Raw genomic sequence first — 26,521 nt, forward strand, 5'->3', positions numbered from 1 at the left:
CGTCGGCGGTCGTTTGACACCAAGGGTCTCACGGACCGCCGAGCGCACCCCACGTGATTACTGCGTCACGTGGGGTGCGGCGTGGGGTGCTCAGGACGAGGACGGTTTGTAGTCCAGGCCGAGGACGACCGAGACGTCGGCGCCCGAGCCGACGGTGCCCTTCGCCACGTCCTTCGCGCCGAGTCCGAGGGTCTTGGCGACCTCGGTGGCGTTCTCCTTGTCGGCGGCGTCGGAGTACAGCACCTTGGAGGTGGTCTGGGTGCCGGAGGCCGTACCGCCTTCCAGGAAGGTGTAGCCGCCGTTGACAAGGACCACGCGGACCTTCTCGGTGTTGTCCTTGACGCCGGTGGCGTTCTGGACGGAGACCCGGACCGCGGAGCCGGCGCTGGGGCTCTTGGCGGTGCCGCCGAGGATGTCCTTGACGACGCTGGAGCTGGTCTGGGCGCTCAGGGTGCCGTCGCTCTGGACGGGCAGCAGGGCGGTCTTGTAGTCGCCGCCCTTGGCGAGGTCGGCGAGCTTGGCGAGGAAGGCGCCGAGGTCCTTGTCGGTGAGCGAGGGGTCGAGGATCTGCGCGAGGGTCTGCACCGTGGTCGTGGCGGCCGACGCGTCGGAGGACATCTTGCGCAGCACGCCCTGGATGACCTGGCCGAACCGCTCCAGCTGGGCGTTCTGGGCCTCGCCGGAGGCGCGGTAGGTGGCGTAGGCGACGGCTGCCTTGCCGCCGAGGGTCTGGTCCTTGCCCTTGTTGACCAGGGGCTCCGCGCCCTTCTTCTTGGTGCCCGGGTCGGGGACGTCGGCGTTGGTGTCGATGTCGATGTTGCCGACGAGGTCGACGAGGTTCTGCAGGTAGGGGGTGTCGAGACGCCAGGTGCCCTCGATGTTGGTGCCGAGGACGGTGTCGAGCTGGTCGCGGGTCCCGGAGGAGCCGTCGCCGTCGACGGACTTGGCGAGTGTCGTGGTGGTGCCGTCGTCGTCGGTGAGGGCGAGCGAGTTCGGCAGCAGGACGGTGCTGCCCTGCTTGGTGGTGGTGTTGTCGACGAGCAGTACGGTCGAGGTGCCGCTGCCCCCGGTGTTGTGCAGGTGGACGACGATCACGTCGCGTTTCTGGGCGGCCGCGGACGTCGTCGTACCGCCCTTGGCGCCGGAGGAGGACAGGCCGGGGATCTTTCCGGCGTACCAGAGGTAGCCGACGCCACCGACGGCTACCAGGGCGAGGACGACGACCAGGGCGATCATCCGGCTGCGGGCGCGGCGCTTGGCCTCTTCCCGGCGCTCGGTGCGGTTCTCGGTGAAGTTCAGCCAGTCGATGACGTCCTCGGAGTCACCGTCCGGTTCCTCGGCGAACGCGAACTGTCCGGTGTGGTAGTCCCGTTCGTCCCCGGGCTGCCGGGATCCGACGGGTTCCCCGACCGGCCCGGGCTGCTGCGGGATGTGCGCGGTCTGCTCGGCGACCCGGGGCTGCCGTCCGCTGCCTGCTGCCTGCCCGTAGGGGTCGTGGACGGCATGACCGCCGGTGCCGTACGGGTCGTAGGCGGGCGTGGACGGCTGCCGGCCGGTGTCGTGGACGGCGGACTGCCGGCCCGTGTCGTGGACGGACGGCTGCTGACCGGTGTCGTGGACGGACGGCTGCTGACCGGTGTCGTAGACGGCGGCCTGCTGCCCGGTGTCGTACGGCGGCGCGGCCTGCTGGCCGCCGCCGGCGTACGGGTCGTAGCCGTACCCCTGGCCTGCGTACGGGCCGTACGTCTGCTGTTGCTGTTGCTGTTGTTGCGCCGGGATCTGGCGGTACACCGGCTGCCCGTACTCGTCGTAGCCGACGAGTTCGTACTGGTCGCTTCCGTAACCCGCGTCGTATCGGTCGTTCACCGGTGCCCCTCTCGGCTCACTCGCCGCGGTACAGCTCGCGCTTGTCGATGTAGCGCACGACTCCGTCCGGCACCATGTACCAGATGGGGTCGCCCTTGGCGACTCTCGCACGGCAGTCTGTGGAGGAGATGGCGAGCGCGGGAACCTCCACCAGCGAGACGCCGCCCTCCGGAAGGCCGTGGTCGGTCAGGTGATGCCCGGGCCTGGTACAGCCGATGAAGTGGGCCAGGGAGAAGAGTTCCTCCGAGTCCCGCCAGGTGAGGATCTGGCCGAGGGCGTCGGCGCCGGTGATGAAGAACAGGTCGGTGTCGGGGTTGAGCGCGCGCAGGTCGCGCAGGGTGTCGACGGTGTAGGTGGGGCCGCCGCGGTCGATGTCGATGCGGCTGACGGAGAACTGCGGGTTCTCGGCGGTCGCGATGACCGTCATCAGATAGCGGTCCTCCGCCGGTGAGACCGCGCGGTGGGTCTTCTGCCACGGCTGCCCGGTGGGCACGAACACCACCTCGTCGAGGTGGAACTGGGCGGCGACCTCGCTGGCCGCCACGAGGTGCCCGTGGTGGATCGGGTCGAACGTTCCGCCCATGACACCGAGGCGGCGTTTGCCGGTGTGCGCGGGGCCCGCCGGCGTGTACCGCGGGGTTGTCACCGTGCCGTCGACGTGGCCGACCGCGTCATTCGCCGGACCGGTAGGCATGTCCTGCTCTCCCATGCGTGCAGACCCTACCGGCCCGGCCCGTGGGCCCCGTCCGGAGGACGGGTGCCGGGCTCGGCGGCCGGCTCAGCGGTCGCGATTGAAACGGGTGGTGATCCACAGCAGGAGCAGCAGGATGACGAACGCGCTGCCACCGGTGACGATCGGGTTGAGGCTCTCATGGTTGCCGCCTCCCTCGCCCTCGGCGGCGAGGGTGACCAACTGGGCAGCGGTGCTGTGGAGATTCATCATCTGCGGCAGGACCTATCGCGTGTGGACGGGATAAAGATGTCGGCCCATCGTATGCGGGCGGCCCGGCGGCGATCACGCCGACTCCTCCGTTGGGCCGACTCCTGCGTCACACCGGGCCGGGAACGATCCCGGCGGCTCAGTCGTCCTTCTGTTTGTACCCGCGCAGCAGGAACCAGGCGGTCAGCCCGCAGCCCAGGAACATGACGATCAGGACGACTCGGAGCAGGTCGCCCGAGCCCTGTTGCTGGGCGGCGCTCGCGGCCTGGGTGAGCCAGGCGGCCGGGGGGTTGTGCTCCATGGGGGACTCCTTCGGCTGTACTGCCCGTCCACGGTATATCCGCCTAGGCTGGGCCCTGTCTCGGGGGCACGGCAGACACTGACGCACATGGGGGATGACATGTCCGACGACGGCCACGAGCAGAACGGGCACGAGCGCGTGCCGAGCAGGCGGCGCAGGCGTTTCCCGGGGATCTCCTCACGTGCGTACGAGCATCCGGCCGACCGTTCGGCCCTGGTGGCGCTGCGCAGGCTGAGCGGCTTCGACACGGTCTTCAAGGCGCTCAGCGGGCTGCTTCCGGAGCGGAGCCTGAGGCTGCTGTTCCTGTCCGACTCGGTGCGGGTGTCGGACCAGCAGTTCACGCATCTGAACGACATGTTGCGGGACGCCTGTTACATCCTGGACCTGGAGAAGGTCCCGCCGATGTACGTCAACCAGGATCCGCAGCCCAACGCGATGTGCATCGGTCTGGACGAGCCGATCATCGTCGTGACCACGGGGCTCGTCGAGCTGCTCGACGAGGAGGAGATGCGGGCGGTCGTCGGGCACGAGGTGGGGCACGCGCTGTCCGGGCATTCGGTGTACCGGACGATTCTGCTGTTCCTGACGAACCTGGCGCTGCGCGTCGCCTGGATCCCGCTGGGCAATCTCGCGGTCCTGGCGCTCGTGACGGCTCTGCGGGAGTGGTTCCGCAAGTCGGAGCTGTCCGCCGACCGGGCGGGGCTGCTGGTGGGGCAGGATCTGCGGGCCTCGATGCGCGGGCTGATGAAGATAGCGGGCGGCAACCATCTGCACGAGATGAACGTGGACGCGTTCCTGCAGCAGGCGGAGGAGTACGAGGCGGGCGGTGACCTGCGCGACTCGGTGCTGAAGATCCTCAACGTGCTGCCGCGCTCGCATCCCTTCACCACGGTCCGCGCGGCCGAGCTGAAGAAGTGGGCGGAGTCCCGCGACTACCAGCGGATCATGGACGGTCACTATCCGCGGCGCACCGAGGACAAGGACGCCTCGGTCGGTGACTCGTTCAAGGAGTCGGCGGCGAGCTACGCGAGCGATGTGAAGAGCTCCAAGGACCCGCTGATGAAGCTGGTCACGGACATCGCGGGCGGGGCGGGCGGCCTGGGCGGCCGGGTGAAGCGGGGCTTCGACGGGTTCACGAGCGCGCCGCCGCCGAAGGACGGGCCTCCGAAGGACGGGCGGCCGCAGGACGGGCCGTCGCAGGACGCTCCCCCGCAGGACGAGGAGTAGCAGGCCGGGGTTGCGTCAGGTCTTCGGCTCGGCCGCCGCGGCCAGCGTCCCGCACAGGGCGGTTGCGCTGTCCCTGGCGAAGGGGTTCGTGCCCGCCGGGCCGCCCGCCTTGGCGGTCTCGCCGGCCAGCAGCGGGTTCAGGTGGCCTGCGGAGTCCTCTGCGCAGGACAGGGGCCCCGCCTGGACGTAGGAGACGACCAGCTGGGCCTGGCCCAGGCGCAGGTCGTCACGGTCGAAGCGGAAGGTCAGCTCGCGGCGGACGGTGAACAGGGAGGCCTGTGAGCCGGCCTGGGCCCCGGTGGGCCGCAGTGCGTAGACGAAGGTGTGGTCGGCGGTGACCTCCAGGGTGGTCGCATCGGCCTCGGTGGCCTGCAGGTTGCCCTGGACGCGGATCTTCGGGTCGGCGAGTTCGGCTCGGGTGGGGTCGAAGCGGACCAGCCATCCGGTGGGGGCGTGCCGGCCGTCCGCCGCGGGGTGGTCGAAGCTCTGGTCGAACTGGTCGAGCTGGCCGGGGTCGAGCAGCGCCCGCGCGGGCCGCACCTGGCTGCTGTCGAGGACCTCGGGGTAGAGCGAGGAGCGGACGAGGTAGTCCTTGACCGTGGTCAGGGCGGTGACGACCTGGCTGTCGGAGAAGTGCGCGGTCCCGCGGACCGCCGGCAGCGGTATCCCCTCGGCGCCGACGGCGTACTGTGCGGCGGGGCTGTGCGCGAAGAGGGTCTCGGCGTCGGCGGCACCGGGCACCTTGCCCTGCGGGGCGAGCGGTATGACGGCCATCCGCAGGGGTTCGACGGGCTGCTGGGCCTCCTGTGTGCCGTACGGGTGGCGGACGCCCATGTAGATGGCGGTGCCGAAGGCGACGAGGATCAGCAGGACGAGGACCAGGGCCTGCCGGGTGAGGCCCCGGCGCAGGGGCGGGCGACGGCGTACGGCGGGCGCGTGGTCGGTCATGCGTTCGCGCGCGGAGGACTCCTGGAGGCGGGCAGCGCGGACGAACGACTCGTCGAATACGACGGATCGGTACTCGTCCTCCCCACCCACGGGGCCGCCCTCGGGTGTCCCCCCGGGTGGGTCTCCTGGCCCGCCCATACTTTCAGAGTAGGTCTCGGGAGCCTCAGGTAAACGCCCAGCTACACGACAACTTCTGACAGGTTCTCACCAGAACCGGCAATCGCCGCTCAGGGGGTGCGCGGGACCACGGAAGCCGCCGGCTTGGCGGGCTGGGAGTAGTCGGCGGACACGGAGGGCGCCGCTGCCGTGCCCTGTTCCAGGCCGGTGGAGGGGGGCCTGGGCACCTGGTCGCGGCTGCCGCCGGAGGAGGCGCTGCGGTAGACCGCCGCGAAGGCGAGCGCGACCATGCCGATGCCCATGACGAGGGCGAGGACCCAGGCGACGGGGCGGTGCCAGCGGACGTGTCTGCCGTACTTCCCCGTGGCGCCGTACCGGTCTTCGAGTACGTCGGCGTCGTCCAGGTCGTCGAGGTCGTCGCCGGAGCCGAATTCGGGGCTGTAGCCGTCGTCGTAGCGCTCGCCTCTGGCGTGGGCGCGGCGGGCCTCGGCCTCGGAGGCCTCGGCTCTGGCCTGGGCGGCGGCAAGGAGGCGTTCGACCGCGGTCGGCTCGTGGATCACGGCCGCCTTCACGAAGGCCTCGTCGAAGACCACGGAGTCGAACTCTTCGTCCGACACCCCGCGGTCATGGTCGTCGTCGGGCTCCCAGCCGTCAGGGAACGGCGTGCCCCCCACGTCCTCCGGCACGGATCCAGAGTAGACCTGGGGGGTCAATTTGGGCAGACGGTATGGAAATTCATAGGCCCGGTGAGACGCCTCTCACGCCCGCCCGGGGCCACGTACGCCGTTCCGTGCGCCCGTACGCCGTACGGCGTCCGTGGTCGGGCCGTACGGGGGTCAGCGGCGGATGTGGCCGTCTCCGGTGACGATGTACTTGGTGCTGGTCAGCTCCGGCAGGCCCATGGGGCCGCGGGCGTGCAGCTTCTGGGTGGAGATGCCGATCTCGGCGCCGAAGCCGAACTGGCCGCCGTCGGTGAAGCGGGTGGAGGCGTTCACGGCGACGGTGGTGGAGTCGACCAGCTGGGTGAAGCGGCGGGCGGCCTGCTGGGAGGTGGTGACGATGGCCTCGGTGTGTCCGGAGGTCCACAGCCGGATGTGCTCGACGGCCCTGTCGAGGGAGTCGACGACGGCGGCGGCGATGTCGTAGGACAGGTACTCGGTCTCCCAGTCCTCCGGGACGGCCTCGACGACGGTGGCCTTGGATTCCTTGGCGTAGGCGAGGACGCGTTCGTCGGCGTGGACGGTGACGCCGGCCTCGGCGAGGGCGTCCAGGGCGCGCGGCAGGAACTCGGCGGCGATGTCCTGGTGGACGAGGAGGGTCTCGGCGGCGTTGCAGACGCTGACCCGCTGCGCCTTGGAGTTGATCAGGATGTCGATCGCCATGTCGATGTCGGCGTGGGCGTCGACGTAGACGTGGCAGTTGCCGGTGCCGGTCTCGATGACGGGGACCTTGGACTCCATGACGACGGTCTGGATGAGGGAGGCGCCGCCGCGCGGGATGAGGACGTCGACGAGGCCGCGGGCGCGCATCAGCTCGTGGACGGACTCGCGGCCCTCGCCGGGCACCAGCTGGACGGCGTCGGCGGGCAGCCCGGCGCCGCCGACGGCGTCCCTCAGGACCCTCACCAGCGCCGTGTTCGACTCGTAGGCGGAGGCGGAGCCGCGCAGCAGGACCGCGTTGCCGGACTTGAGGCAGAGGGCGGCGGCGTCGACGGTGACGTTCGGGCGGGCCTCGTAGATGATGCCGACGACGCCAAGGGGGACGCGGACCTGGCGCAGGTCGATGCCGTTGGGAAGGGTGGAGCCGCGGACGACCTCGCCGACCGGGTCGGGCAGTTTCGCGACGTCGCGGACGTCGGAGGCGATGGCACGGATCCGCTCGGGGGTGAGCGTGAGCCGGTCGACGATGGCTTCGCTGGTGCCGTTCTCGCGGGCCTTGGCGATGTCCTTGGCGTTGGCTTCGACGATCTCGCTGGTACGGACCTCCAGGGCGTCCGCGATGGCGAGCAGCGCGTCGTCCTTCACGGCACGCGGCAGCGGCGCGAGGTCGGCGGCTGCGGCCTTGGCACGGTAGGCGGCCTGGGTGACCGGGGACATGGCGTCGTACGGCGAGAGCGTGGTCATGAGGGAAGGGTAGTGCGCCCCGACGGGCCGTCCACGCGTCATCCCACACCGCGAGACGTGGATCAAAACGGGTGAATTCCGGCCGGTGTCGTGGACGGCGTCGGAGGCGGCGCGGGAAGCGGCTTCAGAAGGGGGCTTCAGAAGGGGTGGACGCCGACCGGTGTGGCGGGCGGCGGGCCGTAGCCCTCGGCGATCCGCTGGTGGTAGGTGGCGCGGTCGATGACCTCGAGACCGACGATCTCCCAGGCCGGCAGACCGGAGGTCTGGCGGTGCTCGCCCCACAGGCGCAGGGCGACGGCGGCGGCGTCGTGGAGGTCGCGGGCCTCTTCCCAGTAGCGGATCTCGGCGTGGTCGCAGGCGTAGCGGCTGGTGAGGAGGAACGGGTGGTCGTGGGCCAGTTGTTCGAGTCCGCGGCGCAGTTCCGGCAGCGGGACCTCGGCACCGCAGACGCTGAGGGTGACGTGCCACAGGCGGGGCAGGTCCTTCGGCTCCTCGTAGGTGTCCCCGGCCGCGACACTCGTCAGAGCACCGCGGGACGCCGCAGCCCCAGGGCGCACTCGTCTCACGACGGCCTCCTTCAGCTGTGCTCGTGCGGAACGTGTTCCTGAGACAAAGTTGAGCAGGCCGCAAGGGTTCGTGTGGCGGTTTTACGGAACGTCCCCCACCGGGGTCGGACGTTACGCCCCGTTTTACGGGTGCAGGATCACCAGGTCGTCCCTGTGTACGACCTCGCGTTCGTACGCCGGGCCCAGTTCGCGTGCCAGCTCCCTGGTCGAACGCCCGATCAGCTGGGGGATCTCCTTGGCGTCGAAACTGACCAGTCCGCGCGCGACCGGGCGGCCTTCGGTGTCGCGCAGTTCGACCGGGTCGCCCGCGCCGAATTCGCCCTCCACTGCGGCGATTCCGGCCGGCAGCAGCGATTTGCGGCCCTGTACGACGGCTCGGACGGCGCCGTCGTCGAGAGTGAGCGAGCCCTGCGGGGTGGAGGCGTGCTGAAGCCACAGGAGGCGGTCTGCGGACCGTTTGCCGGTGGGGTGGAAGTGGGTGCCGGTGTCCCCGCCGGAGAGCGCGTCGGAGGCGTGCACGGCGCTGGTGAGGACCACCGGGATGCCCGCGGCGGCGGCGATCCGGGCGGCCTCGACCTTGGTGACCATGCCGCCGGTGCCGACGCCCGCCTTTCCGGCGCTGCCGATCTCGACGCCCGCGAGGTCCTCGGGCCCCTTCACCTCCGCTATCCGGGAGGTGCCGGGCTTGCTGGGGTCGCCGTCGTAGACGCCGTCGACGTCGGAGAGGAGGACCAGCAGGTCGGCGTGGACGAGGTGGGCGACGAGGGCGGCGAGGCGGTCGTTGTCGCCGAACCGGATCTCGTCGGTGGCGACGGTGTCGTTCTCGTTGACGATCGGGAAGGCGCCCATCGCGAGGAGCTTGTCGAGGGTGCGGGAGGCGTTGCGGTGGTGGGCGCGGCGGCTCATGTCGTCGGAGGTGAGCAGGACCTGTCCGACGCGGACGCCGTAGCGGGCGAAGGAGGCGGTGTAGCGGGCGACGAGCAGGCCCTGGCCGACACTGGCGGCGGCCTGCTGACGGGCCAGGTCCCTCGGGCGGCGGCGCAGCCCGAGCGGGGCGAGACCGGCCGCGATCGCGCCGGAGGAGACCAGGACGATCTCCTTCTCTCCGCCGCTGCGGCTCTTGGCGAGGACGTCGACGAGCGCATCGACGCGGTCGGCGTCCAGGCCGCCGACGGCAGTGGTCAGTGAGGAGGAGCCCACCTTGACGACGATTCTGCGGGCCTCGCTCACGGCCTGCCTTGCCCTTGCCACCCTGCCGTCCGTCCCCTCGCGTCGTTGGGGCCGCCCCACCGCACCGGCCGGGCCGCCCCGCACGGAAATCTACGGGAAAAGGACCCGGCGCCGCACATCGGTCCAGTTCCCGGACAGCCGCCGCGTGCCCGTTCGCGGATCCCGGTCCGCACTCCTCGCCGACACTCCGACCGGCCGGCCCGAGGACGCGGACCGGCACGGCGTCCGGAAGCAGGGTCCCGCGTGGCGCTCACCGGGGTCCGGGCGCGGACGGGACCCAGGCCCGCCCGCACCACCGTCCTGGAGCGGCGCACGACGGCCATAGGGCCTCAGGGCCTCGCGGCCGGGTGGGGCAGCCGTGCGACCCGGCGTGTCAGGCCGCCGCGGCCGTTCCGCCTGATGTCGGCGTCCGGCCGTCACCGGCCGGCGCTCTCCTCAGGATCCGGCGGGCCTTCCGCGCGGCGCGGCGCAGGAACATGTCGGCCGCGCTCTCGCGGTAGCCCTCGACCTCGCGGGCCTCACGCGGTTCGGCGAGGTAGATCCGGTCGGGAACGCCGGCCGACTCGGAGCGGAAGAACGGGTAGGCCAGGTAGACGCGGGTGCCGCGCTTCTCCAGGATCGCTTCGGGCTGCTTCTGTGCCCGTACGAACTCGATGACGTCGGGAAGAAGTTCGGGACGTTTCACGGCGACAAGGTGGAGCCGCAGCCGTTCGTGGACCCTGAGCCGGCGGGCGACTTCCGGGTTCCAGTAGGCGTCCATCAGCGGCCCGGCCAGCTCCAGCTTGTGCCGCCGCACCTCGTCGTCGTCCTTGAGGAACTTGGGGCCGAACTGCGGGAGCAGGGTGACCAGGAACGGCCGGACCATGAGCGCGTCGCGTCGCGGTCCTGCCGGAACCATGTCGGCGATCAGGTTCATCAGGGCACGCGCGGAGTCGAAGCGGAGGGTGTAGCTGCCGGTCTTGGTGACGTGTTTGCCGTCCTCGCGGCCGACCAGGTAGTAGCAGGGGTAGTCGGCGATCACGGAGACGCCGTCGGCCCGCAGGTAGGCCTCCATGGTGAACAACGCGTCCTCGCCGGTCCACAAGGACTCGTCGAAACGCATGTCGTGCCGTTCCAGAAGGGCTCGGCGGAACAGTTTCTGCGCGCTGAGCGTGAACTTGATGTTGGAGGAGAAGATGTCGGTACGTTCGAGCGTCTGGCCCCACATCGTCGTCGGGGGTTTGCGGTTGATCCCCTCGACCTTGCCGAGGACGACGTCCGTGTTGTTCTTGTCGGCCATGGCGACCATGCGTTCCAGGGCCTCGGGGCCGAGCCGGTCGTCGGCGTCCAGGAAGAACACGTAACGGCCGGCGGCCTTGGCCAGGCCGACGTTGCGGGGGCCGCTGGGGCCGCCGGAGTTCTCCTGCCGGATCACGGTCACCGGCATGGCGGCGCGGGCGGCGAACTCCTCCAGGCACTCCCCTGTGCCGTCGGCCGACCCGTCGTCGACCGCGATGACCTCCATGCGTACCGGGTCGAGGGTCTGGCCCTCGACGGAGGCCAGGCACTCGACGAGATACGGCATCGCTTCGTACGCCCCGATGATCACGGTCACATCAGGCTGCGCAACGACGGTCACGTTTCCCCCTAGTCAATGTTGCGTTCCCCCTGAGTCGTCTCGAACGCAAGGTCTTAGATGGCCGACCGGTACGGCGGGTTGCCTCGCGGAACACTTTCAGTGGCCCAGTTCACATGGCGCACAGACAGCCAGGCGGTGTACATCGGGTTACGTCGGACAGTACGGGCAGGCGGTAAGAGCTGCTCACCGTGAGCGGCGTAGCGTGGGTAAGAAAAGACGCGGTCGTTTTCCGGGCAAAGGTAAGAAGAGGTGCCGGCGCGGACGCCGAACGGGCTGGGTCCCGGGGACTTCTCCCCCGGGACCCAGCCCGTTCGGTGTTCGTTCGTCGTCGGCGTCAGCCGGCGGTCGCGCCCTCGGGGTCGCCGGCTGCGATCCGGGTCTCCTGACCCAGGTTCCGCGCCTCGGCCTTGCGGGCGAGTGCGGCGACCGCGCTGTTGAACTGCTCGATGGAGGTCGGCTCGTCCGGTCCCAGCAGATAGCGCTTGAGTTCGTCACGGTCCGCGGCCAGCGGATCGGCGGACGGGTCGCGTACTGCGTCGAGCAGACCGCCCAGTTCCTTGGCGCTGTTGGAGAGGATCACGGCCGCGCGGACTGCGGTGTTGGCCCGCTTGAACTCCTCCACGCCGAGGCCGGCGGAGTCGGTGACGGCGTACGGCTTGCCGCTCGCGATGAAGTCGGAGACGACACTGGAGATGTCGGAGACCATCGCGTCGGAGACGTTGAAGCAGTCGTAGAGAAGCGGTTCGGCACCGCTGACGACGGCGTGCTGGTACGACGGCAGGGACTGCCAGTAGGCCTCGTTCCACTCGGCGCGCAGCCGGGTGACCTCTTCGTGCTTCTTCAGGTCGGCGATGTCGTCCCGGCTGGCCTCGGCCTCGTCGCGCTTCTCGTCGCCGGCGCGGGTCAGCTCGGCCAGCCGGGTCTCGATGCGGGTCAGCTCGGCCTGCGCCGCGGCCTGGGCGGCCGCGTCGACGGTGAAGCGGGAGTCGGTGGCCCGCTGGGCGGCAGCCTTCTCGACGAGAGCGGTGACGCGCCGGTGGGCGGCGCCGGCTTCGGCGCTGACGGTGCCGGTGAAAGGGTGCGGCTTGTAGACGATCCGGACCGGCGGGTCGGCCTTGATCAGCTTCTTCACGATGTTCTCGCCGGCGAGCACGAGAGAGGTGTTGCCGGGGTTGCCGTCCCAGCCCTCCCAGGTGGGCGTGTAGAGAACGGTGGGGCAGCGCCCGTCGGCGGCCCCGCGGCCGGGGCCGTCGGGGACGCCGTGCCAGCTCTGGATGGGGGCCAGCTGCGGGCGGCCGACCTCGACGATGTCGTCGTCGCGGACGCCGACGTCGGCGATGGCGTAGCGGTCGCGGCCCGCACGGCCGGCGGTCCACACCTCGTCGTACGCCTTGCTGAACGGGTTGACGCTGGCCAGCTTGTCGCTGTCGCCGTGGCCGATGAAGACGTGCTTCATCGTGGGTTCGCGCAGCAGGTGGATGTTCTTGCCGACGTTGGCCGCGTAGAGAGCGACGCGGACCGTGGAGAGGTCCATGTTCATCAGGTGCACACCGCCGGGTACGCAGATGACAGGGGCCGTGGTCGGGGCGAGGTTCTGCAGGATGACCCGCTCGCGCAGCAGGATCAGCGGACGGGAGTCCAGCTGTTCCATGGTCTCCAGCCACATGTTGACCTGGTAGGCGGAGTCCTTGGAGCCGGAGAAGTACAGGACGGTCTCGGGCTTGTACTCGCCCAGCCAGTCGTCGACGGCGGCGAGCACGGTGTCCGCGTCCGGCGGGGTCTTGCGGCCGCGGACGTACGGCATCAGTACCAGCACGTAGAGGGAGCCGAGGCCGAGGGTGAGGGCGATGCCGATGAATCCGGCGACCGCACTGTCCGTCACCGCCGAGACCAGCAGGCCCACGACGGCCGCGAGGTCGAGGTGGAGCATCTTCTCGGCGGAGCGGTCGAGCAGGCTCAGCGGCGGGGCGTCCGGGATGTTGATGCGTGACTTCAGGTCGACGTTGCGGGTGGCGACCGGCATCCGGCGGCGGTTGCGGATGAGGGTGACCAATGCGCCGTGCGGGGCCTGAAGGCCGTAGAAGGCGATGAAGCAGGCGATCGCGCCGTAGAAGATCAGGTGGTTCGAGAGATCCATGCGGGCCAGCAGCAGGATCAGCAGCAGCTGCCGGATCAGGAAGCGGATCGACAGACCGGCCCGGACCTTGCTCAGGCGGCTGATGAGGTAGCTGCCCTTGCGGTGCAGGTAGTGGTCCGCCAGGTACGTGACGGCGGCCGCGGCCGCGAAGGCGTAAACGCTCGGGACGAGCGCGGCGATCATGAGCACCGGGAAGCCCAGCATCATGAGTGCCGCCGCGGCCAGCTCGGCCGCACTGCCCACCCGGGCGACGCGAATAGCGGTGGATATCACGGAGAACCTTTTGCTGACAAAAAGGCCTGTATTTGACCTTGCGGACGATCTGATGTGGTAGTCGATCTGGGTTTTTACGGGTTCAGGCCCCTGTGAATGCTGTCCACGAACGCGCAACCACAGAGGCCTGAATAACAGATGACTAATGGAGGCCGATTATGCCACGCCGTCCTGTCGGTCCAGGACACTGGCCAGTGCCTGCTCGAAGCCGGAGGCCTGGCCGGCGGCCGCCGTCGGGTCCTGCTGGCGGACGTCGATGACATGGCCGGTGAGCTCGGAGAGCAGTACGTCGAGGGAGGTGCGGGCGACGGCCTCGGAGGAGAGCAGCGAGCCCGTGGGCTCCTGACCGAAGGCCTTGGTGCGCATCGGGGTGGCGGTGCGCTCGGGGTTGATGCAGTTGACCCGGATGGAGTCGCCGGCCCACTCGTCGGACAGTGCCTGGGTGAGGTTCACCATGGCGGCCTTGGTCGAGGAGTAGAGGCTGTACTCGGCGCGGCCGCGGGTGTAGCTGCTGGAGGTGTAGAGCAGCAGCTGGCCCTTGGTCTCGGCGAGGTACTTGTAGCTGGAGCGGGCGATCTGCACCGGGGCCAGGTAGTTGACCTTCAGCGCCTCTTCGATGGTGGCGTTGTCGGTCTCGGCGAGCTTGCCGATGCGCAGCACGCCGGCCGTGTTGACGACGTGGTCGATCCGGCCGGTCTCGGCGTACGCCTTGGACAGCGCGTCGTCGACCTCCTCCGGGTTCTCCACGTGGGTGCCGGTGGTGGAGCGGCCCAGGGCGTAGACGCTCGCGCCGTAGGACTCGGCGAGTTCGGCGATGTCCTTGCCGATGCCGTACGAGCCGCCGAAGATCACCACGGTCTTGCCGGTGAGCAGCTCGCGGTAGGCGTCCTCGCCGTTCTGCTCGGGCGCGGCCGTGGAGGCGAGCTGGAAGAGCTTGTCGGCGATGAAGACGTCGACGGGCTGGGTGACCTTCATGTTGTACTCGTCGCCCGCGACGACGTGGATCGGCACGTCCGGCAGGTACTTGAGCACGACGGAGCAGTCGTCGGTGGCCTGGAAGTTGGGGTCGCCGGCGGCGACCTCGTAGGCCCGCTTGATCGTGGACAGCTTGAACGCCTGCGGGGTCTGGCCGCGGCGCAGCCGGGAGCGGTCCGGGATCTCGGTGATGAACTCGCCGTCCTGGCCGTGCGTGCGGGTGACGATGATGGTGTCGGCGGAGGGGATGGCGACGTCGACGGCCTGGTAGCGCTCCAGTGCGGCCACACAGTCGTCGATGACGCGCCGCGACAGCAGGGGGCGTACGGCGTCGTGGAAGAGGACGTTGCGGTCCTCGCCCTCGGCCAGGCCCTCGCCGAGCGCCTCGATGGCGCGCTCGGTGGTCTCGTTCCGCGTGCTGCCGCCCTCGATGATCTTCTTGACCTTGGTGAACCCGGCCTTGGCGACGATCTTCTCGATGTCGGGGACGTAGCCCGGCGCCATCAGGACGATGATGTCGTCGATCGTGTCCGCGTTCTCGAAGGTGGTCAGGGTGTGCTCGATGACTGCCTTGCCGGCGATCTTCAGCAGCTGCTTGGGGATCGACAGACCCACCCGCTGACCGGTGCCACCGGCCAGGATCACTGCGGTGGTTCGGGGCTTGGCTATGTGCTGGGACACAGGTGACCTACCTTGGGGCATCAGGGAACCTGGAAATGGTCCCACTTCGGGTTACCGCTGTGCAAGGTGAGCGCCCTCCAGTGCATATGTGCCCGCAACCTTTCATTCACCTTGGATCGCTGGTGATGGGCGTCGCCTGTCGGACGTCCGGGGAAGTTCCGTGAATTTGCTGTGAGTAACTACACAGGCCATTCCGATTGCTGTGCGTGACATGGCGCACGCCTCAGGAGCGCCGAGCCGTCCCGCTTCGGACGGCTTAGCAGGGCTGCATCGTCCGGCTGCAACGTCTCAGCACAGCTAAGCCGTCATCCCCCGGCGCGGCCTCTCAGCGCCTTCGCAGCTTCTTGAGACATCGGTGCCCCAGTACCCGTACGAGCTCCTTCGACGACGTCTGGTGCACCGTGCGGGACTTCGCCTCGGCGGTGTGGCGGACCGGGGCGGCGGCCGCTGCGGCGAGAGCGCCGTACAGGGCCTGGGCGGCGACCTCCGGGGCGATCCGGGCTTCGGCGGCGGGCGGTCCGGGCTGTGCGGGTATGGCGGGCAGGGCGCAGAGCAGTGCCGGGTCGCCGATGATGCGGACGCCCATGGTGTCGATGCGCTCGACGATCTGGGCGCCGATGCGGCCGGCGGCCTCGACGGCCCAGGCGGGGGTGGAGATCTTCACATCCTTGCCGGTGGGACTGCACGCGTTCTTCATATGCATGACGGCACCGTTGCGGACGAGCTTGGAATAGAGCTCGTCGGGCAGTCCATTGCCGCGGAATTCCACGTTGAGCTTTCGCAGCATTTCGGTCTCGGCGAGGGTGAGGGAACGGTTCGCCGTGTCCGGGACGGCCTGGAGCAGGTTTTCGGGCAGGCCGAGGAGCTCTTCGAAGGTGCGCATCAGGCCGTCGCGGTCGCTGTCGTCGACCACGACGACGGTGATCCGGTCGGCGCCGACCGCGCGGACCCAGCGTTCGACGAGCCGGTCGTGCCGGTGGCGGCGCCAGAAGCTGGGGTTGGGCTTCTCGTAGGGGGCCTTGCGGAGCATGTGCTCCAGCCAGTTCTCGTAGCCCATGCGCAGCCCGTTCTGCACGTACTGCTGCCACTGCGAAGGCATGATCTTGGCGATGGGGCGCAGTGTGACGAGGATGTGGACGCGGTCGCCGCCCAGTTGCCGGACGATGCGGGCGATGGTCTCGTCGTCGGGGGCGTCGGCGAAGAACTCGCTGCTGATCACCGACGTACGGGTGCCGGTGGCCTCGACCTGCTCGATCAGCCGCGTCCAGTGCTTCTCGGTGGGCACGGCGTCGCCGATCATCGCGGGCCGGGCGCAGGCGGCGAGGGCCGCCTCCATCGGGTGCCGGGTGGCCGCGGGGAACTCCACACCGTGCTCGGGCAGCTTGCCCTTGGCGGCGAACAGAGCGCCCTGGATGGCCGTGGTCCCGGTTTTGTGCGGGCCTATGTGCAGCAGGCGGGTGCCGGCGGGCAGGGCGGCAATGGGACCGATGGGGCCTATCGGGGCGTTCTTCACCGGGGCTTCGCCTCTCGTGCAGTCCGTCTCCATGGTTAACGAAAGGTAAGACGTTTACCTTAGGTTCACCTGAGAGGAGCCTGGGACACAGATGAGTCCCAGGCTCCAGTTACACGGACTTGACGTTCACGGCACCCGCATCGCGGGTCTCACCACGCGTACGCCGGGCCGACGGCGCTGCTACTCGAACGGGTCGAACTCGTCGTACTCGCCCAGTGCCTCGTCCCGCTCCGCCTGCCGGTCGCGGCGGCGCTGCACGGCGGGCCGCTGCTCCTCGAAGCGGTGGTCCTCGCCGCGGCGGCCGAGCATCTCGGCGCCGGACATCATGGACGGCTCCCAGTCGAAGACGACGGCGTTCTCCTCGGGGCCGATGGCGACGCCGTCGCCGCCGCGGGCGCCCGCCTTCATCAGCTGCTCTTCCACGCCGAGGCGGTTGAGGCGGTCGGCGAGGTAGCCGACGGCTTCGTCGTTGTTGAAGTCGGTCTGCCGGACCCAGCGTTCGGGCTTCTCGCCGCGGACCCGGTAGAGGCCGTCCTCCTCCTGGGTGACGGTGAAGCCGGCGTCGTCCACGGCCTTGGGCCGGATGACGATGCGGGTCGCCTCTTCCTTGGGCTTCGCGGCGCGTGCCTTGCCGACCAGCTCGCCGAGTGCGAACGTCAGCTCGCGCAGGCCCATGTGGGCGACCGCCGACACCTCGAAGACGCGGTAGCCGCGGGCCTCCAGGTCGGGGCGGACCATTTCCGCGAGGTCCTTGCCGTCCGGGACGTCGATCTTGTTGAGGACGACGATCCGGGGCCGGTTGTCGAGGCCGCCGTACTGCTTGAGCTCCTCCTCGATGATGTCGAGGTCGGAGACGGGGTCGCGCTCGGACTCCAGGGTGGCGGTGTCGAGGACGTGCACGAGGACACTGCACCGCTCGACGTGGCGCAGGAACTCCAGGCCGAGGCCCTTGCCCTGGCTGGCGCCGGGGATGAGGCCGGGGACGTCGGCGATGGTGTAGACGGTGGATCCGGCGGTCACCACGCCGAGGTTGGGCACCAGGGTGGTGAACGGGTAGTCGGCGATCTTCGGCTTGGCTGCGGACAGCACCGAGATCAGGGAGGACTTGCCGGCGCTCGGGTAGCCGACCAGGGCCACGTCGGCGACGGTCTTGAGCTCCAGGACGATGTCCTGGAGGTCGCCGGGCTCGCCGAGCAGCGCGAAGCCGGGGGCCTTGCGGCGGGCGGAGGCCAGCGCCGCGTTGCCGAGGCCGCCGCGGCCGCCCTGGGCGGCGACGTAGGAGGTGCCGTGGCCGACGAGGTCGGCGAGGACGTTGCCCGCCTTGTCGAGGACGACGGTGCCGTCCGGGACCGGGAGGATCAGGTCCTGCCCGTCCTTGCCGGCCCGGTTGCCGCCCTCGCCGGGCTTGCCGTTGGTGGCCTTGCGGTGCGGGGAGTGGTGGTAGTCGAGGAGCGTGGTCACCGACTGGTCGACGGTCAGGATGACGTCGCCGCCGCGGCCGCCGTTGCCGCCGTCGGGGCCGCCGAGCGGCTTGAACTTCTCCCGGTGTACGGAGGCACAGCCGTGGCCTCCGTTACCCGCGGCGATGTGCAGCTCGACGCGGTCCACGAAGGTGGTCATGGTGCAGTGCCTCCAGATACGAACAAACAGAACAAGCAGAATAAGCGGAACGAACGGAACATGCCGCTACGCGGATGCGTACGGGTGTCACCGATGTCAACACGCGAAAGGCGGACCCGCCTTCCCGATCGGGAAGTGAGGTCCGCCTCGCGAGACGTTCGGTCTGAGTCGTGCAGTCAGCAGACTCAGGCGACCGGAACGATGTTCACGACCTTGCGGCCACGGTGGGTGCCGAACTGCACCGAACCGGCCTGCAGGGCGAACAGCGTGTCGTCGCCGCCGCGGCCGACGCCCGCACCCGGGTGGAAGTGGGTGCCGCGCTGGCGGACCAGGATCTCGCCCGCGTTGACGACCTGACCGCCGAAGCGCTTCACGCCGAGGCGCTGAGCGTTGGAGTCACGACCGTTACGGGTGGACGATGCGCCCTTCTTGTGTGCCATCTCTCCTCAGTCCCTTACTTCGCAGCCGCGGGGATCTCAGTGACCTTGATCGCCGTGTACTGCTGGCGGTGGCCCTGACGACGACGGTAACCGGTCTTGTTCTTGTAGCGCAGAATGTCGATCTTCTGGCCCTTGTGGTGGTCCACGACCTCGGCCTGGACCTTGATGCCGGCCAGCACCCACGGGTCGCTGGTCACGGCGTCGCCGTCGACGACGAGCAGGGTCGAGAGCTCGACCGTGTCGCCAACCTTGGCGGTGGAAATCTTGTCAACCTCAACGATGTCGCCGACAGCAACCTTGTGCTGGCGACCACCGCTGCGCACGATGGCGTACACGCGGATCTCACTCTCTCGCTCGGGAACGGCACCCCCGCAGTCCAGCCGTCCGGCACGCGGTCGGCCTCTCCGAGTCGGCCGGTGCAGGGCACCGAGCGCTTTGGAGGACGAGGTTTACGGGGATGTGGCGCGCCCATATCCAAGGACACGCCGACGGTCAACAGTACGGGGCCGTACGGAGGGGGTCAAACCAGGCTGGTCACGATCTCCACCGCACCTCCCTGGTCTCGGTCGGCTGCTCTAACCGGCTGCAGTTACCCTGTGACCCCAGTCATCCATTGCTTGGTCACCGGCTGTACACCCACCAGACACGTCCCACGGGGGACTTCCTGTAACAGGAGGCAGGTAACAGAGATGTCGATCAAGGTGAGCGTCATCATCCCGGTCTACAACCCGGGAAAATACATCCAGCCCTGCATCGACTCCCTGTTGAGGCAGACGCTTCCCGCGAAAGAGTTCGAGGTTCTTTTCGTCGACGACGGTTCGACCGACGACAGTCCCGCCGAACTGGACGCCCTCGCCGAGGAGCACCCGCATTTCCGGGTGATTCACATACCGAACTCGGGTTGGCCCGGAAAGCCGAGGAACATCGGCGTCGGCGAGGCGAAGGGCGAGTACGTCCAGTTCGTCGACCAGGACGACTACCTCGCCTCCGACGCGCTGCGCCGGCTGTACGAGATGGGGCACCGCAACGGCTCCGACATCGTCATCGGCAAGGTGGCCAGCAACTTCCGGGGTGTGCCGCACGGTGTCTTCAAGGTGGACCGGGAGAAGTGCACTCTCCAGGACGCGCCGCTGTACGACAGCCTCACGCCGCACAAGATGTTCCGCACCGAATTCCTTCGCGAGAACAAGATCGCCTACCCCGAGGGCAAGCGGCGCCTCGAGGACCAGCTGTACATGATGGAGGCGTATTTCCCCGCCAAGGTCGTCTCGATTCTCGGCAGCTACACCTGCTACTACTACTCGAAGCGCGACGACGGGAAGAACGCGGGTTCGGCCAGGATCGTCCCGTCGGGCTATTACGGAAACCTCCGTGAGGTTCTCGACGTCGTCGTCGCCAACACCGAGCCGGGAGAGTTCCGGGACCTGCTGCTCCGCCGTTTCTACCGTGTGGAGATGCTCGGCCGGCTCAGCGAGCCTTCCGTGCTCAATTACGACGAGGCCTACCTCGACGAGATGTGCGACGCCATCCGTCCGTTGGCCGACGACTTCATGAACGACGGCGTGCACAACGGGCTCGGCGCCCTCACCCGCGTCCGCTCCACCCTGCTGCGCCGCGACGACCGGCAGGGTCTGGTGCAGTTCGCCCGCTTCGCCAAGTCGGTCAAGGGCACGACCCGGCTGGAGCACGCCGAGTGGCGGCCCGACGGCAAGATGGCCGTCACCGTCAGCGCCCGGCTGGTCCACGGCGACGACGGCGAGCCGATCAGGCTGCTGCGCCGTGACGACCGGTTCTTCGTGCACCCCGAGCTGACCAAGAGTGTGCTCGAGGACGGCGAGCTGATCGACATCACGGACGAGCTGGACCAGTTCAAGGCCGAGATGTCGCTGCGCAACCGGGAGACGGCCGTCGAGTGGCCGTGCCCCTCCGAGTTCACCCGGCACGTCGAGGACCTGGGCGACGAGGCCTGCGAGGTCGTCCTGCGCGGCAGCGGCGTGGTGAGCACCCAGGGTGCCAAGGGACGCGGTCCGGTCTCCAAGGGCTTCTGGGACATCTGGGTCTCGGTGCGCGGCCTCGGTCTGGTCCGCAAGGCCCGGGTCGGCGCCGACCGCGCGGCCCATGTCGACGGCGATGTGCGCCCCGCGCTGCTGGGCTCCCCGGCCCGCCCGGTCATCCCGTACTTCACCGACCCGCACGGCAACCTCACCCTCGACGTCGCCCGCCGCGGCAAGAAGCTGGTGCCGTACCTCGAGAACCGTCCCGTGCTGCGGATGCCCGGCAGCCGGCCGGAGCTCCGGCTCGACGTGTTCACCCGCTCCGTGACCGCGCCGATGACGACTCAGCTGGTCCTGAGCGCCCCGGACGGCCGTACGCACCTGCTGCCCGTCAAGGTCCGCGATGTGGCCGGCCGTGCGCACATCGCCCTCCCCGGGCGCGCCAAGCCGGTCCCCGCCGGCCGCTGGGACCTCTCCGCACGGCTGGACGGGGAGAAGAACCCGGCCCTGTCGCTGGGCACGGTCACGGTGGCGGCGGGCGGCCGGCTGCGGCTGGACGACGGCTTCGCCGTCGTGGGACCCGAGCTGGTACGCGCGATACTGGCCAAGCGGCGCAAGGCGGCCCTGGAGCGCAGGCTGCGCGTCGTCGCCGGCCCGGTCGCGCGCAGGCTTCCTGCCTCGGCGCGCAAGAAGCTGCGCCGGCTGGCGTCGAAGCTGACCGGCTGATCCACCGCCACACGTCACGGACACGCACCACAACAAGGATGTGATCACCATGCGGGAGCTCGGCATAGCCGGCGCCTGGATCCACGAACCGAAGGTCTTTCCGGACGCCCGCGGGAGCTTCCACGAGTGGTTCAAGGGACCGGACTTCACCGAGGCCACCGGCCATCGGCTGAATCTGGCGCAGGCCAACTGCTCGGTCTCCAGCCGCGGCACCCTGCGCGGCATCCACTTCGCCGACGTTCCGCCCAGCCAGGCCAAGTACGTCAAGTGCGTGCGCGGTGCCGTGCTGGACGTCATCGTCGACATCCGTACGGGCTCGCCCACGTACAAGCAGTGGGAGGCCGTGCGGCTGGACGACGTGGACCACCACTCCGTCTATCTCTCGGAGGGGCTCGGGCACGCCTTCATGGCGCTGACCGACGACGCCACCGTGGTGTACCTGTGCTCCGAGGGGTACGCCCCGCAGCGCGAGCACGGCATCCACCCGCTCGACCCGGATCTGGGCATCGAGTGGCCGTCGGGGCTGACGCCCGTGCTGTCCGAGAAGGACTCCGCGGCGCCGACCCTGGCCGAGGCCGAGGCGGCGGGCCTGCTGCCGTCGTACGACGCGTGCCAGGCCTATCTGGCGCAGCTGCGCGCCTGAGAGCGGTATGACGAGGGGCCTCGCGGATCCGTCCGCGAGGCCCCTCGTCCTTTGTTCCGTCTTCCTGTCGCTCAGCCGCCCAGCGCGGCGATCTGCCCGCGCAGCCGCTCGAAGCCCGCGCGCGGCCGGCGCAGGTTGCGGGCCCGGATCAGGGCCGGCCAGAAGTCCGCCGCCAGCAGCGCCTCCGGCCGTGCGGCGTGCTTGCGCACCAGCACCTCGTCGGGGACCGCCTGCGGGTCCGGGGTGACGTACTCCTCGATGATGTCGTCGTACGCCTCCTTGAGCACCGTGTTGTTCGGATCGGCGCCGAAGACCACGGCGACGCCGGTCGGCGCGGTGTCGACCTCGAGGACCACCAGGTCGGGGCGGTACTTGCGCAGGACCGTCACCAGTTTGTAGACGTCGCCCGTCCAGTACTTGGTGTGCCGGTCGCGAGCCGCCTCGTCGACGTCGCGGGGCAGCATGTCGTCGAGCACGATCACGCTCGACCAGCGCGAGTGGCGTTCGACGTTCATGAAGTCGCGCAGCGCGTACTCGAAGAGGTGCATGCCGTCGATGAAGGACAGTTCCAGCGTGGGGTCGCCGCCGAGCACCCCGAGCGGGTCGCGGCGGGCGAGGGCGCGGAAGGGGTTGCGGCCTCGCCGCAGGTGCACCAGCGGGTCTTTGCGGGCGAAGAAGTCGTCGCTGGTCGACTGGACCAGGTGGACATCGCAGCTGATCGACGTCACGACCTTGAAGGCCGGGTCGATGGCGACGGACGCCACACGTGAGAGCGCCAGGCTACGACCGTCATTGACGCCGATCTCGAGATAGTTGCGCGGGTGGTAGACACGGTGCAGTCCACGCAGCAGTTCATGACGGTCCACTGAAACGGCCTCTCGTCGTATTTTTCCGCTGTTCGGGTTCCCGGTGAAGTTACTCGTTGACAGGCGTGAGCGTGAACTTTCCCGTCGATTCACTAAGTGTTTCTTGTGAAGCTTCTGACGGGAAGAGCTTCCTCGACGGCGTCTCGGCCACCCTATTCGTCCGCTCGGTCACGCTGCGTGGCGAGTGGCGTCGGCAAAGGGTTCTCGTGGGGGGGCTCGGCGGTGTGCAGGACGCGTCCGCCGTGCTCGGTACGGCCGGTGGTGCCCTGGAGGCGAGGCGTCTTCTCCTCGTCCGAATACCATCGGCTCCCGGTCGTGGGACCGGGAGCCGATGGTATGCGCGCAGGCTGGTTCGTCAGCCCTCGTCGGTGGCGGTGGCGACCGTGGTGGTCTTCTTCGCCGTCGACTTGGCGGCGGCCGTCTTGGCGGTCTTGACCGCCTTCTTGGCCGTCGTCGTCTTCTTCGCGGCCGTCTTCTTGGCAGCGGTCTTCTTTGCGGCCGTCTTCTTGGCAGCGGTCTTCTTTGCCGCCGTCTTACGGGCCGTCTTCTTGGCCGGGGCGGCCTCCTCGACGGTCTCCTCGGCAGCGGGCGCCTCGGCGGGAGCGGGAGCCTCCTCGGCCGCCGGCTCCTCCGCGGACGGTACGACCACGACGGCCGCCTCCTCGGACGCGGTCGGCGCGGTGGCCTTGCGGACCGCACGACGGCGCGGGCGGGCCGGAGCGGCGCTCTCGGCGGGCACGGCCGCCTCGGCCACGGGCTCGGGCTCCTCGACGGCGGCCGGCGCGCTCTCCGCGACGACGGTCACCGCGGCCGCCTCGGCCCCCGCGGGGGAACCGGCAGGCGCCGACACCTTCCGGGTCGCACGCCGACGCGTACGGCCCTTGGGCGCGGCCTCCTCGGCAGCCGGAGCCTCGGCCACGGGGGCCTCGGCCACCAGGGCCTCGACGGCGACGGCCTCGACGGCAACGGGCTCGGCGTGCACCTCGGCGACGGTCGGCACCTCGGTCACCGGCGCCTCGGTCGCCGCGGCCTCCGGCCGGCCCGCGCGCGCCTTGGGCGCACCGGCCGGAGCCGAGGCCCGGCGGCTCGTCCGGCGGCGGGTGCGGTGGCGGCCGGCCGCGGCCTCCGCCTCGGCGACGCTGCTGTACAGCTCCTCGTCCGGCGCGAAGTCGGGCGCGGGCAGCGCGACGGGCACCGCGGCCTCGGCCGCGACCTCCGCCGCCGTCTCCTCGACCGCCTGGACGGCCTCGGCGTGCTCGACGACCCCGTCGGCCACGACCTCGTGCACCTCGTGCGTCTCGTGCACCTCGTGGTCGTGCTCGTGGCCGTCGCCGCCGCGCCCGCGCTTCTTGCGCTTGCCGCCGCCACCGCCGCCGGAGCTGGGCTGCTCCATGTGGACGATGACACCACGGCCGTTGCAGTGCACACAGGTCTCGGAGAACGACTCCAGCAGGCCCTGTCCGACCCGCTTGCGGGTCATCTGGACGAGCCCCAGCGAGGTCACCTCGGCCACCTGGTGCTTGGTCCGGTCCCGGCCCAGGCACTCCAGGAGGCGCCGCAGCACCAGGTCCCGGTTGGACTCCAGGACCATGTCGATGAAGTCGATGACGATGATGCCGCCGAGGTCGCGCAGCCGCAGCTGGCGGACGATCTCCTCGGCCGCCTCCAGGTTGTTCCTGGTGACGGTCTCTTCCAGGTTGCCGCCCTGGCCGGTGAACTTGCCGGTGTTGACGTCGACGACGACCATCGCCTCGGTCCGGTCGATGACCAGCGAACCGCCGCTGGGCAGCCAGACCTTGCGGTCCAGGGCCTTGGCGAGCTGCTCGTCGATCCGGTAGGTGGCGAAGACGTCGACCTCGGAGGTCCACTTCGACAGCCGGCCGGCGAGGTCGGGGGCGACGTGCGAGACATAGCCGTGGACGGTGTCCCAGGCGTCGTCGCCGCTGACGACGACCTTGGAGAAGTCCTCGTTGAAGATGTCGCGGACGACCCGGACGGTCATGTCCGGCTCGCCGTACAGCAGCGTCGGGGCGTTGCCGTTCTTCGACTTCTTCTGGATGTCCTCCCACTGCGCCTGCAGGCGTTCGACGTCGCGGCGCAGCTCGTCCTCGCTCGCGCCCTCGGCGGCGGTGCGCACGATGACGCCCGCGTCCTCGGGGACGATCTTCTTGAGGATGGTCTTCAGCCGGGCGCGCTCGGTGTCGGGCAGCTTGCGGCTGATGCCGGTCATCGAGCCCTCGGGGACGTACACGAGGTAGCGGCCCGGGAGGGAGACCTGGCTGGTGAGGCGGGCGCCCTTGTGGCCGATCGGGTCCTTCGTCACCTGGACGAGGACGGACTGGCCGGACTTCAGGGCGGACTCGATGCGCCGCGGGCCGTTGGCCATGCCCAGCGCCTCGAAGTTGACCTCGCCGGCGTACAGGACGGCGTTGCGGCCCTTGCCGATGTCGATGAAGGCCGCCTCCATCGAGGGCAGCACGTTCTGGACCTTGCCCAGGTAGACGTTGCCGACGTACGAGGTGGCCTGCTCCTTGTTGACGTAGTGCTCGACGAGCACGCCGTCCTCCAGGACGCCGATCTGAGTGCGCTCGCCGTACTGGCGGACGACCATCACACGCTCGACGGCCTCGCGGCGGGCGAGGAACTCGGCCTCGGTGATGATCGGGACGCGGCGGCGGCCCTGCTCGCGGCCTTCGCGGCGGCGCTGCTTCTTGGCCTCCAGACGCGTGGAGCCCTTGATGGACTGCACCTCGTCGGACGGCTCGGACGGCTTGCGGGGCTCGCGGACCTTGACGACCGTGCGCTCCGGGTCGCCCTCGCCGGGCTCGCTGTCGAGGGAGGTGTCCCCGGTACGACGGCGGCGGCGACGGCGGCGACGGCTGCTGGAGGAGCCGCCGGCCTCGTCACGGGCCTCGTCGTCGTCCTCTTCCTCCTGCTCGGCGGTGTCCTCGGCGTCCTGCTCGGCCTGCTCGGCGGCGAGCTCGTCGCTCTCGGCGTCGGCGCCCTCGCCGTCACCGGCGTCACCGCGGCGGCGGCGACGGCCACCCCGGCGGCGGCGTCGGCGGGAGCCCGACTCCTCGTTGTCGTCGTCGCCCTCGGCGGCGTCCTCGACGGACTCCTCCGGCTCCTCGGTCTCGTCCTCGGCGGCCTCGACGACCGGGGCCTCCTCCACGGCGCCCCGACGGCGGCGCCGACGGCGCGAACCGGACTCGGCCTGCTCGGCGGGCTCCGCGGCGAACGCCGCGGACTCCTCGGTCCTGCCCGGCTCCTCGGACGCCTCGGACTCCTCGGACGCCCTGGCCACGGCGGCCTCGGCAGCCGCTTCGGCGGCGGCGCGCTGCGGGGTCTGGAACCTCGGCTCGGTGAACACGGGCGCCTGGAACACGGCCACGGCGGGCCGGGCCGGGCGGCGCTGCGGCTCCTCCTCCTCGGCGGCGGCCCCGGCGGCGGGCTCGGAGAACCCGATGGCGGCCTGCCGCACGACCCGGCGACGGCGACGCGGCGCCTCGGTCTCGGCGGGCTCGGCAGCCGGGGTCTCGGCAGCCGGCGTCTCGACGGCCTCGGCCTTCGGCTCCTCGGCGACGGCGGTCTGCGTGGCACCGCCCTCGGGCGCGCCCGAGGGCGCGGTCACCCGGCGGGTGGCGCGACGACGTGTACGCGGAGCGGGCGCGGCCTCCTCGACGACCTCGACGGTCTCGGCGACCTCGGCAGCCTCCG

21 protein-coding genes are annotated in these 26,521 nt (G+C 69.9%); 3 read left to right on the top strand and 18 right to left on the bottom strand.

From position 1 onward, the window contains the following. Positions 1 to 90 precede the first annotated feature (90 nt). From ACIRR9_RS32280 to ACIRR9_RS32295, 4 genes are all read right to left on the bottom strand, one after another. Positions 91 to 1,866 carry a LytR C-terminal domain-containing protein gene (locus ACIRR9_RS32280; RefSeq protein WP_403759064.1) on the bottom strand — a complete coding sequence of 592 codons (1,776 nt, stop codon included), beginning with the start codon at positions 1,864 to 1,866 and terminating at the stop codon, positions 91 to 93. 16 nt (positions 1,867 to 1,882) lie between these two features. Next, positions 1,883 to 2,575 (bottom strand): nicotinate-nucleotide adenylyltransferase, encoded by a 693-nt coding sequence (gene nadD / locus ACIRR9_RS32285; RefSeq protein ID WP_403759067.1) that lies wholly within the window; start codon positions 2,573 to 2,575, stop codon positions 1,883 to 1,885. A gap of 69 nt (positions 2,576 to 2,644) precedes the next feature. Next, positions 2,645 to 2,809, bottom strand: a complete 165-nt coding sequence (locus tag ACIRR9_RS32290; RefSeq protein ID WP_365349262.1) for a hypothetical protein — start codon at positions 2,807 to 2,809, stop codon at positions 2,645 to 2,647. A gap of 136 nt (positions 2,810 to 2,945) precedes the next feature. Next, positions 2,946 to 3,107, bottom strand: a complete 162-nt coding sequence (locus ACIRR9_RS32295) for a hypothetical protein (protein WP_185149345.1) — start codon at positions 3,105 to 3,107, stop codon at positions 2,946 to 2,948. A 99-nt stretch (positions 3,108 to 3,206) separates the two neighbouring features. Between ACIRR9_RS32295 and ACIRR9_RS32300 the strand changes: the two genes are divergently transcribed. Continuing rightward, entirely contained in the window at positions 3,207 to 4,334 is a 1,128-nt protein-coding gene (locus tag ACIRR9_RS32300) for a M48 family metallopeptidase (protein ID WP_403759348.1), read from the top strand. A 15-nt stretch (positions 4,335 to 4,349) separates the two neighbouring features. On the opposite strand, the gene ACIRR9_RS32305 is transcribed toward ACIRR9_RS32300, so the two are convergent. From ACIRR9_RS32305 to rplU, 12 genes are all read right to left on the bottom strand, one after another. Next, positions 4,350 to 5,420 (bottom strand): hypothetical protein, encoded by a 1,071-nt coding sequence (locus ACIRR9_RS32305; protein WP_403759071.1) that lies wholly within the window; start codon positions 5,418 to 5,420, stop codon positions 4,350 to 4,352. Between the two features lie 89 nt (positions 5,421 to 5,509). Then, entirely contained in the window at positions 5,510 to 6,112 is a 603-nt protein-coding gene (locus ACIRR9_RS32310) for a hypothetical protein (protein ID WP_384577582.1), read from the bottom strand. 123 nt (positions 6,113 to 6,235) lie between these two features. Then, positions 6,236 to 7,522, bottom strand: a complete 1,287-nt coding sequence (locus ACIRR9_RS32315) for a glutamate-5-semialdehyde dehydrogenase (protein WP_403759074.1) — start codon at positions 7,520 to 7,522, stop codon at positions 6,236 to 6,238. Positions 7,523 to 7,659: 137 nt separating this feature from the next. After that, positions 7,660 to 8,088 (bottom strand): hypothetical protein, encoded by a 429-nt coding sequence (locus tag ACIRR9_RS32320; RefSeq protein ID WP_365349192.1) that lies wholly within the window; start codon positions 8,086 to 8,088, stop codon positions 7,660 to 7,662. Positions 8,089 to 8,211: 123 nt separating this feature from the next. Beyond that, positions 8,212 to 9,318 (bottom strand): glutamate 5-kinase, encoded by a 1,107-nt coding sequence (proB, locus tag ACIRR9_RS32325; RefSeq protein WP_403759077.1) that lies wholly within the window; start codon positions 9,316 to 9,318, stop codon positions 8,212 to 8,214. Positions 9,319 to 9,691: 373 nt separating this feature from the next. Continuing rightward, entirely contained in the window at positions 9,692 to 10,882 is a 1,191-nt protein-coding gene (locus tag ACIRR9_RS32330; protein ID WP_403759351.1) for a glycosyltransferase family 2 protein, read from the bottom strand. Between the two features lie 388 nt (positions 10,883 to 11,270). Continuing rightward, on the bottom strand, positions 11,271 to 13,346 hold the full coding sequence (locus ACIRR9_RS32335; RefSeq protein WP_403759080.1) for a hypothetical protein: 2,076 nt from the start codon (positions 13,344 to 13,346) through the stop codon (positions 11,271 to 11,273). Positions 13,347 to 13,502: 156 nt separating this feature from the next. Then, the gene (locus tag ACIRR9_RS32340) at positions 13,503 to 15,002 is read right to left on the bottom strand and encodes a D-ribitol-5-phosphate cytidylyltransferase (RefSeq protein WP_403759082.1); all 1,500 of its coding nucleotides are present in this window, start codon (positions 15,000 to 15,002) and stop codon (positions 13,503 to 13,505) included. Between the two features lie 325 nt (positions 15,003 to 15,327). Continuing rightward, complete coding sequence (locus tag ACIRR9_RS32345) at positions 15,328 to 16,548, bottom strand: hypothetical protein (RefSeq protein ID WP_403759085.1); 1,221 nt, start codon at positions 16,546 to 16,548, stop codon at positions 15,328 to 15,330. Between the two features lie 147 nt (positions 16,549 to 16,695). Then, the gene (gene obgE, locus ACIRR9_RS32350) at positions 16,696 to 18,135 is read right to left on the bottom strand and encodes a GTPase ObgE (protein WP_384572806.1); all 1,440 of its coding nucleotides are present in this window, start codon (positions 18,133 to 18,135) and stop codon (positions 16,696 to 16,698) included. A 185-nt stretch (positions 18,136 to 18,320) separates the two neighbouring features. Continuing rightward, positions 18,321 to 18,575 (bottom strand): 50S ribosomal protein L27, encoded by a 255-nt coding sequence (rpmA, locus tag ACIRR9_RS32355; protein WP_010041940.1) that lies wholly within the window; start codon positions 18,573 to 18,575, stop codon positions 18,321 to 18,323. Between the two features lie 14 nt (positions 18,576 to 18,589). After that, positions 18,590 to 18,910, bottom strand: a complete 321-nt coding sequence (rplU, locus tag ACIRR9_RS32360) for a 50S ribosomal protein L21 (RefSeq protein ID WP_004931419.1) — start codon at positions 18,908 to 18,910, stop codon at positions 18,590 to 18,592. Positions 18,911 to 19,264: 354 nt separating this feature from the next. Here rplU and ACIRR9_RS32365 point away from each other — a divergent pair, with 354 nt between their 5' ends. Both ACIRR9_RS32365 and rfbC read left to right on the top strand, forming a co-directional pair. Next, positions 19,265 to 21,295 carry a glycosyltransferase family 2 protein gene (locus ACIRR9_RS32365; protein WP_403759088.1) on the top strand — a complete coding sequence of 677 codons (2,031 nt, stop codon included), beginning with the start codon at positions 19,265 to 19,267 and terminating at the stop codon, positions 21,293 to 21,295. A gap of 49 nt (positions 21,296 to 21,344) precedes the next feature. Further along, entirely contained in the window at positions 21,345 to 21,938 is a 594-nt protein-coding gene (gene rfbC / locus ACIRR9_RS32370; protein ID WP_123977020.1) for a dTDP-4-dehydrorhamnose 3,5-epimerase, read from the top strand. A 71-nt stretch (positions 21,939 to 22,009) separates the two neighbouring features. Here rfbC and ACIRR9_RS32375 read toward each other — a convergent pair whose 3' ends face one another. Both ACIRR9_RS32375 and ACIRR9_RS32380 read right to left on the bottom strand, forming a co-directional pair. Further along, positions 22,010 to 22,804, bottom strand: a complete 795-nt coding sequence (locus ACIRR9_RS32375; protein ID WP_403759092.1) for a class I SAM-dependent methyltransferase — start codon at positions 22,802 to 22,804, stop codon at positions 22,010 to 22,012. A 355-nt stretch (positions 22,805 to 23,159) separates the two neighbouring features. Then, a partial coding sequence (locus tag ACIRR9_RS32380) for a ribonuclease E/G (protein WP_403759095.1) occupies positions 23,160 to 26,521 on the bottom strand: 3,362 nt, incomplete at its 5' end.

This window comes from Streptomyces sp. NPDC101234, assembly GCF_044767525.1.
GTDB lineage: Bacteria > Actinomycetota > Actinomycetes > Streptomycetales > Streptomycetaceae > Streptomyces > Streptomyces sasae.

Excerpts from the sequence above, each read along its gene's own strand:
- nadD (WP_403759067.1), bottom strand. The coding sequence starts at position 2,575 with ATGGGAGAGCAGGACATGCCTACCGGTCCGGCGAATGACGCGGTCGGC.
- ACIRR9_RS32290 (WP_365349262.1), bottom strand. The coding sequence starts at position 2,809 with ATGATGAATCTCCACAGCACCGCTGCCCAGTTGGTCACCCTCGCCGCC.
- ACIRR9_RS32295 (WP_185149345.1), bottom strand. The coding sequence starts at position 3,107 with ATGGAGCACAACCCCCCGGCCGCCTGGCTCACCCAGGCCGCGAGCGCC.
- ACIRR9_RS32300 (WP_403759348.1), top strand. The coding sequence starts at position 3,207 with ATGTCCGACGACGGCCACGAGCAGAACGGGCACGAGCGCGTGCCGAGC.
- ACIRR9_RS32305 (WP_403759071.1), bottom strand. The coding sequence starts at position 5,420 with ATGGGCGGGCCAGGAGACCCACCCGGGGGGACACCCGAGGGCGGCCCC.
- ACIRR9_RS32315 (WP_403759074.1), bottom strand. The coding sequence starts at position 7,522 with ATGACCACGCTCTCGCCGTACGACGCCATGTCCCCGGTCACCCAGGCC.
- ACIRR9_RS32330 (WP_403759351.1), bottom strand. The coding sequence starts at position 10,882 with ATGCCGTATCTCGTCGAGTGCCTGGCCTCCGTCGAGGGCCAGACCCTC.
- ACIRR9_RS32345 (WP_403759085.1), bottom strand. The coding sequence starts at position 16,548 with ATGGAGACGGACTGCACGAGAGGCGAAGCCCCGGTGAAGAACGCCCCG.
- obgE (WP_384572806.1), bottom strand. The coding sequence starts at position 18,135 with ATGACCACCTTCGTGGACCGCGTCGAGCTGCACATCGCCGCGGGTAAC.
- rpmA (WP_010041940.1), bottom strand. The coding sequence starts at position 18,575 with ATGGCACACAAGAAGGGCGCATCGTCCACCCGTAACGGTCGTGACTCC.
- ACIRR9_RS32365 (WP_403759088.1), top strand. The coding sequence starts at position 19,265 with ATGTCGATCAAGGTGAGCGTCATCATCCCGGTCTACAACCCGGGAAAA.
- rfbC (WP_123977020.1), top strand. The coding sequence starts at position 21,345 with ATGCGGGAGCTCGGCATAGCCGGCGCCTGGATCCACGAACCGAAGGTC.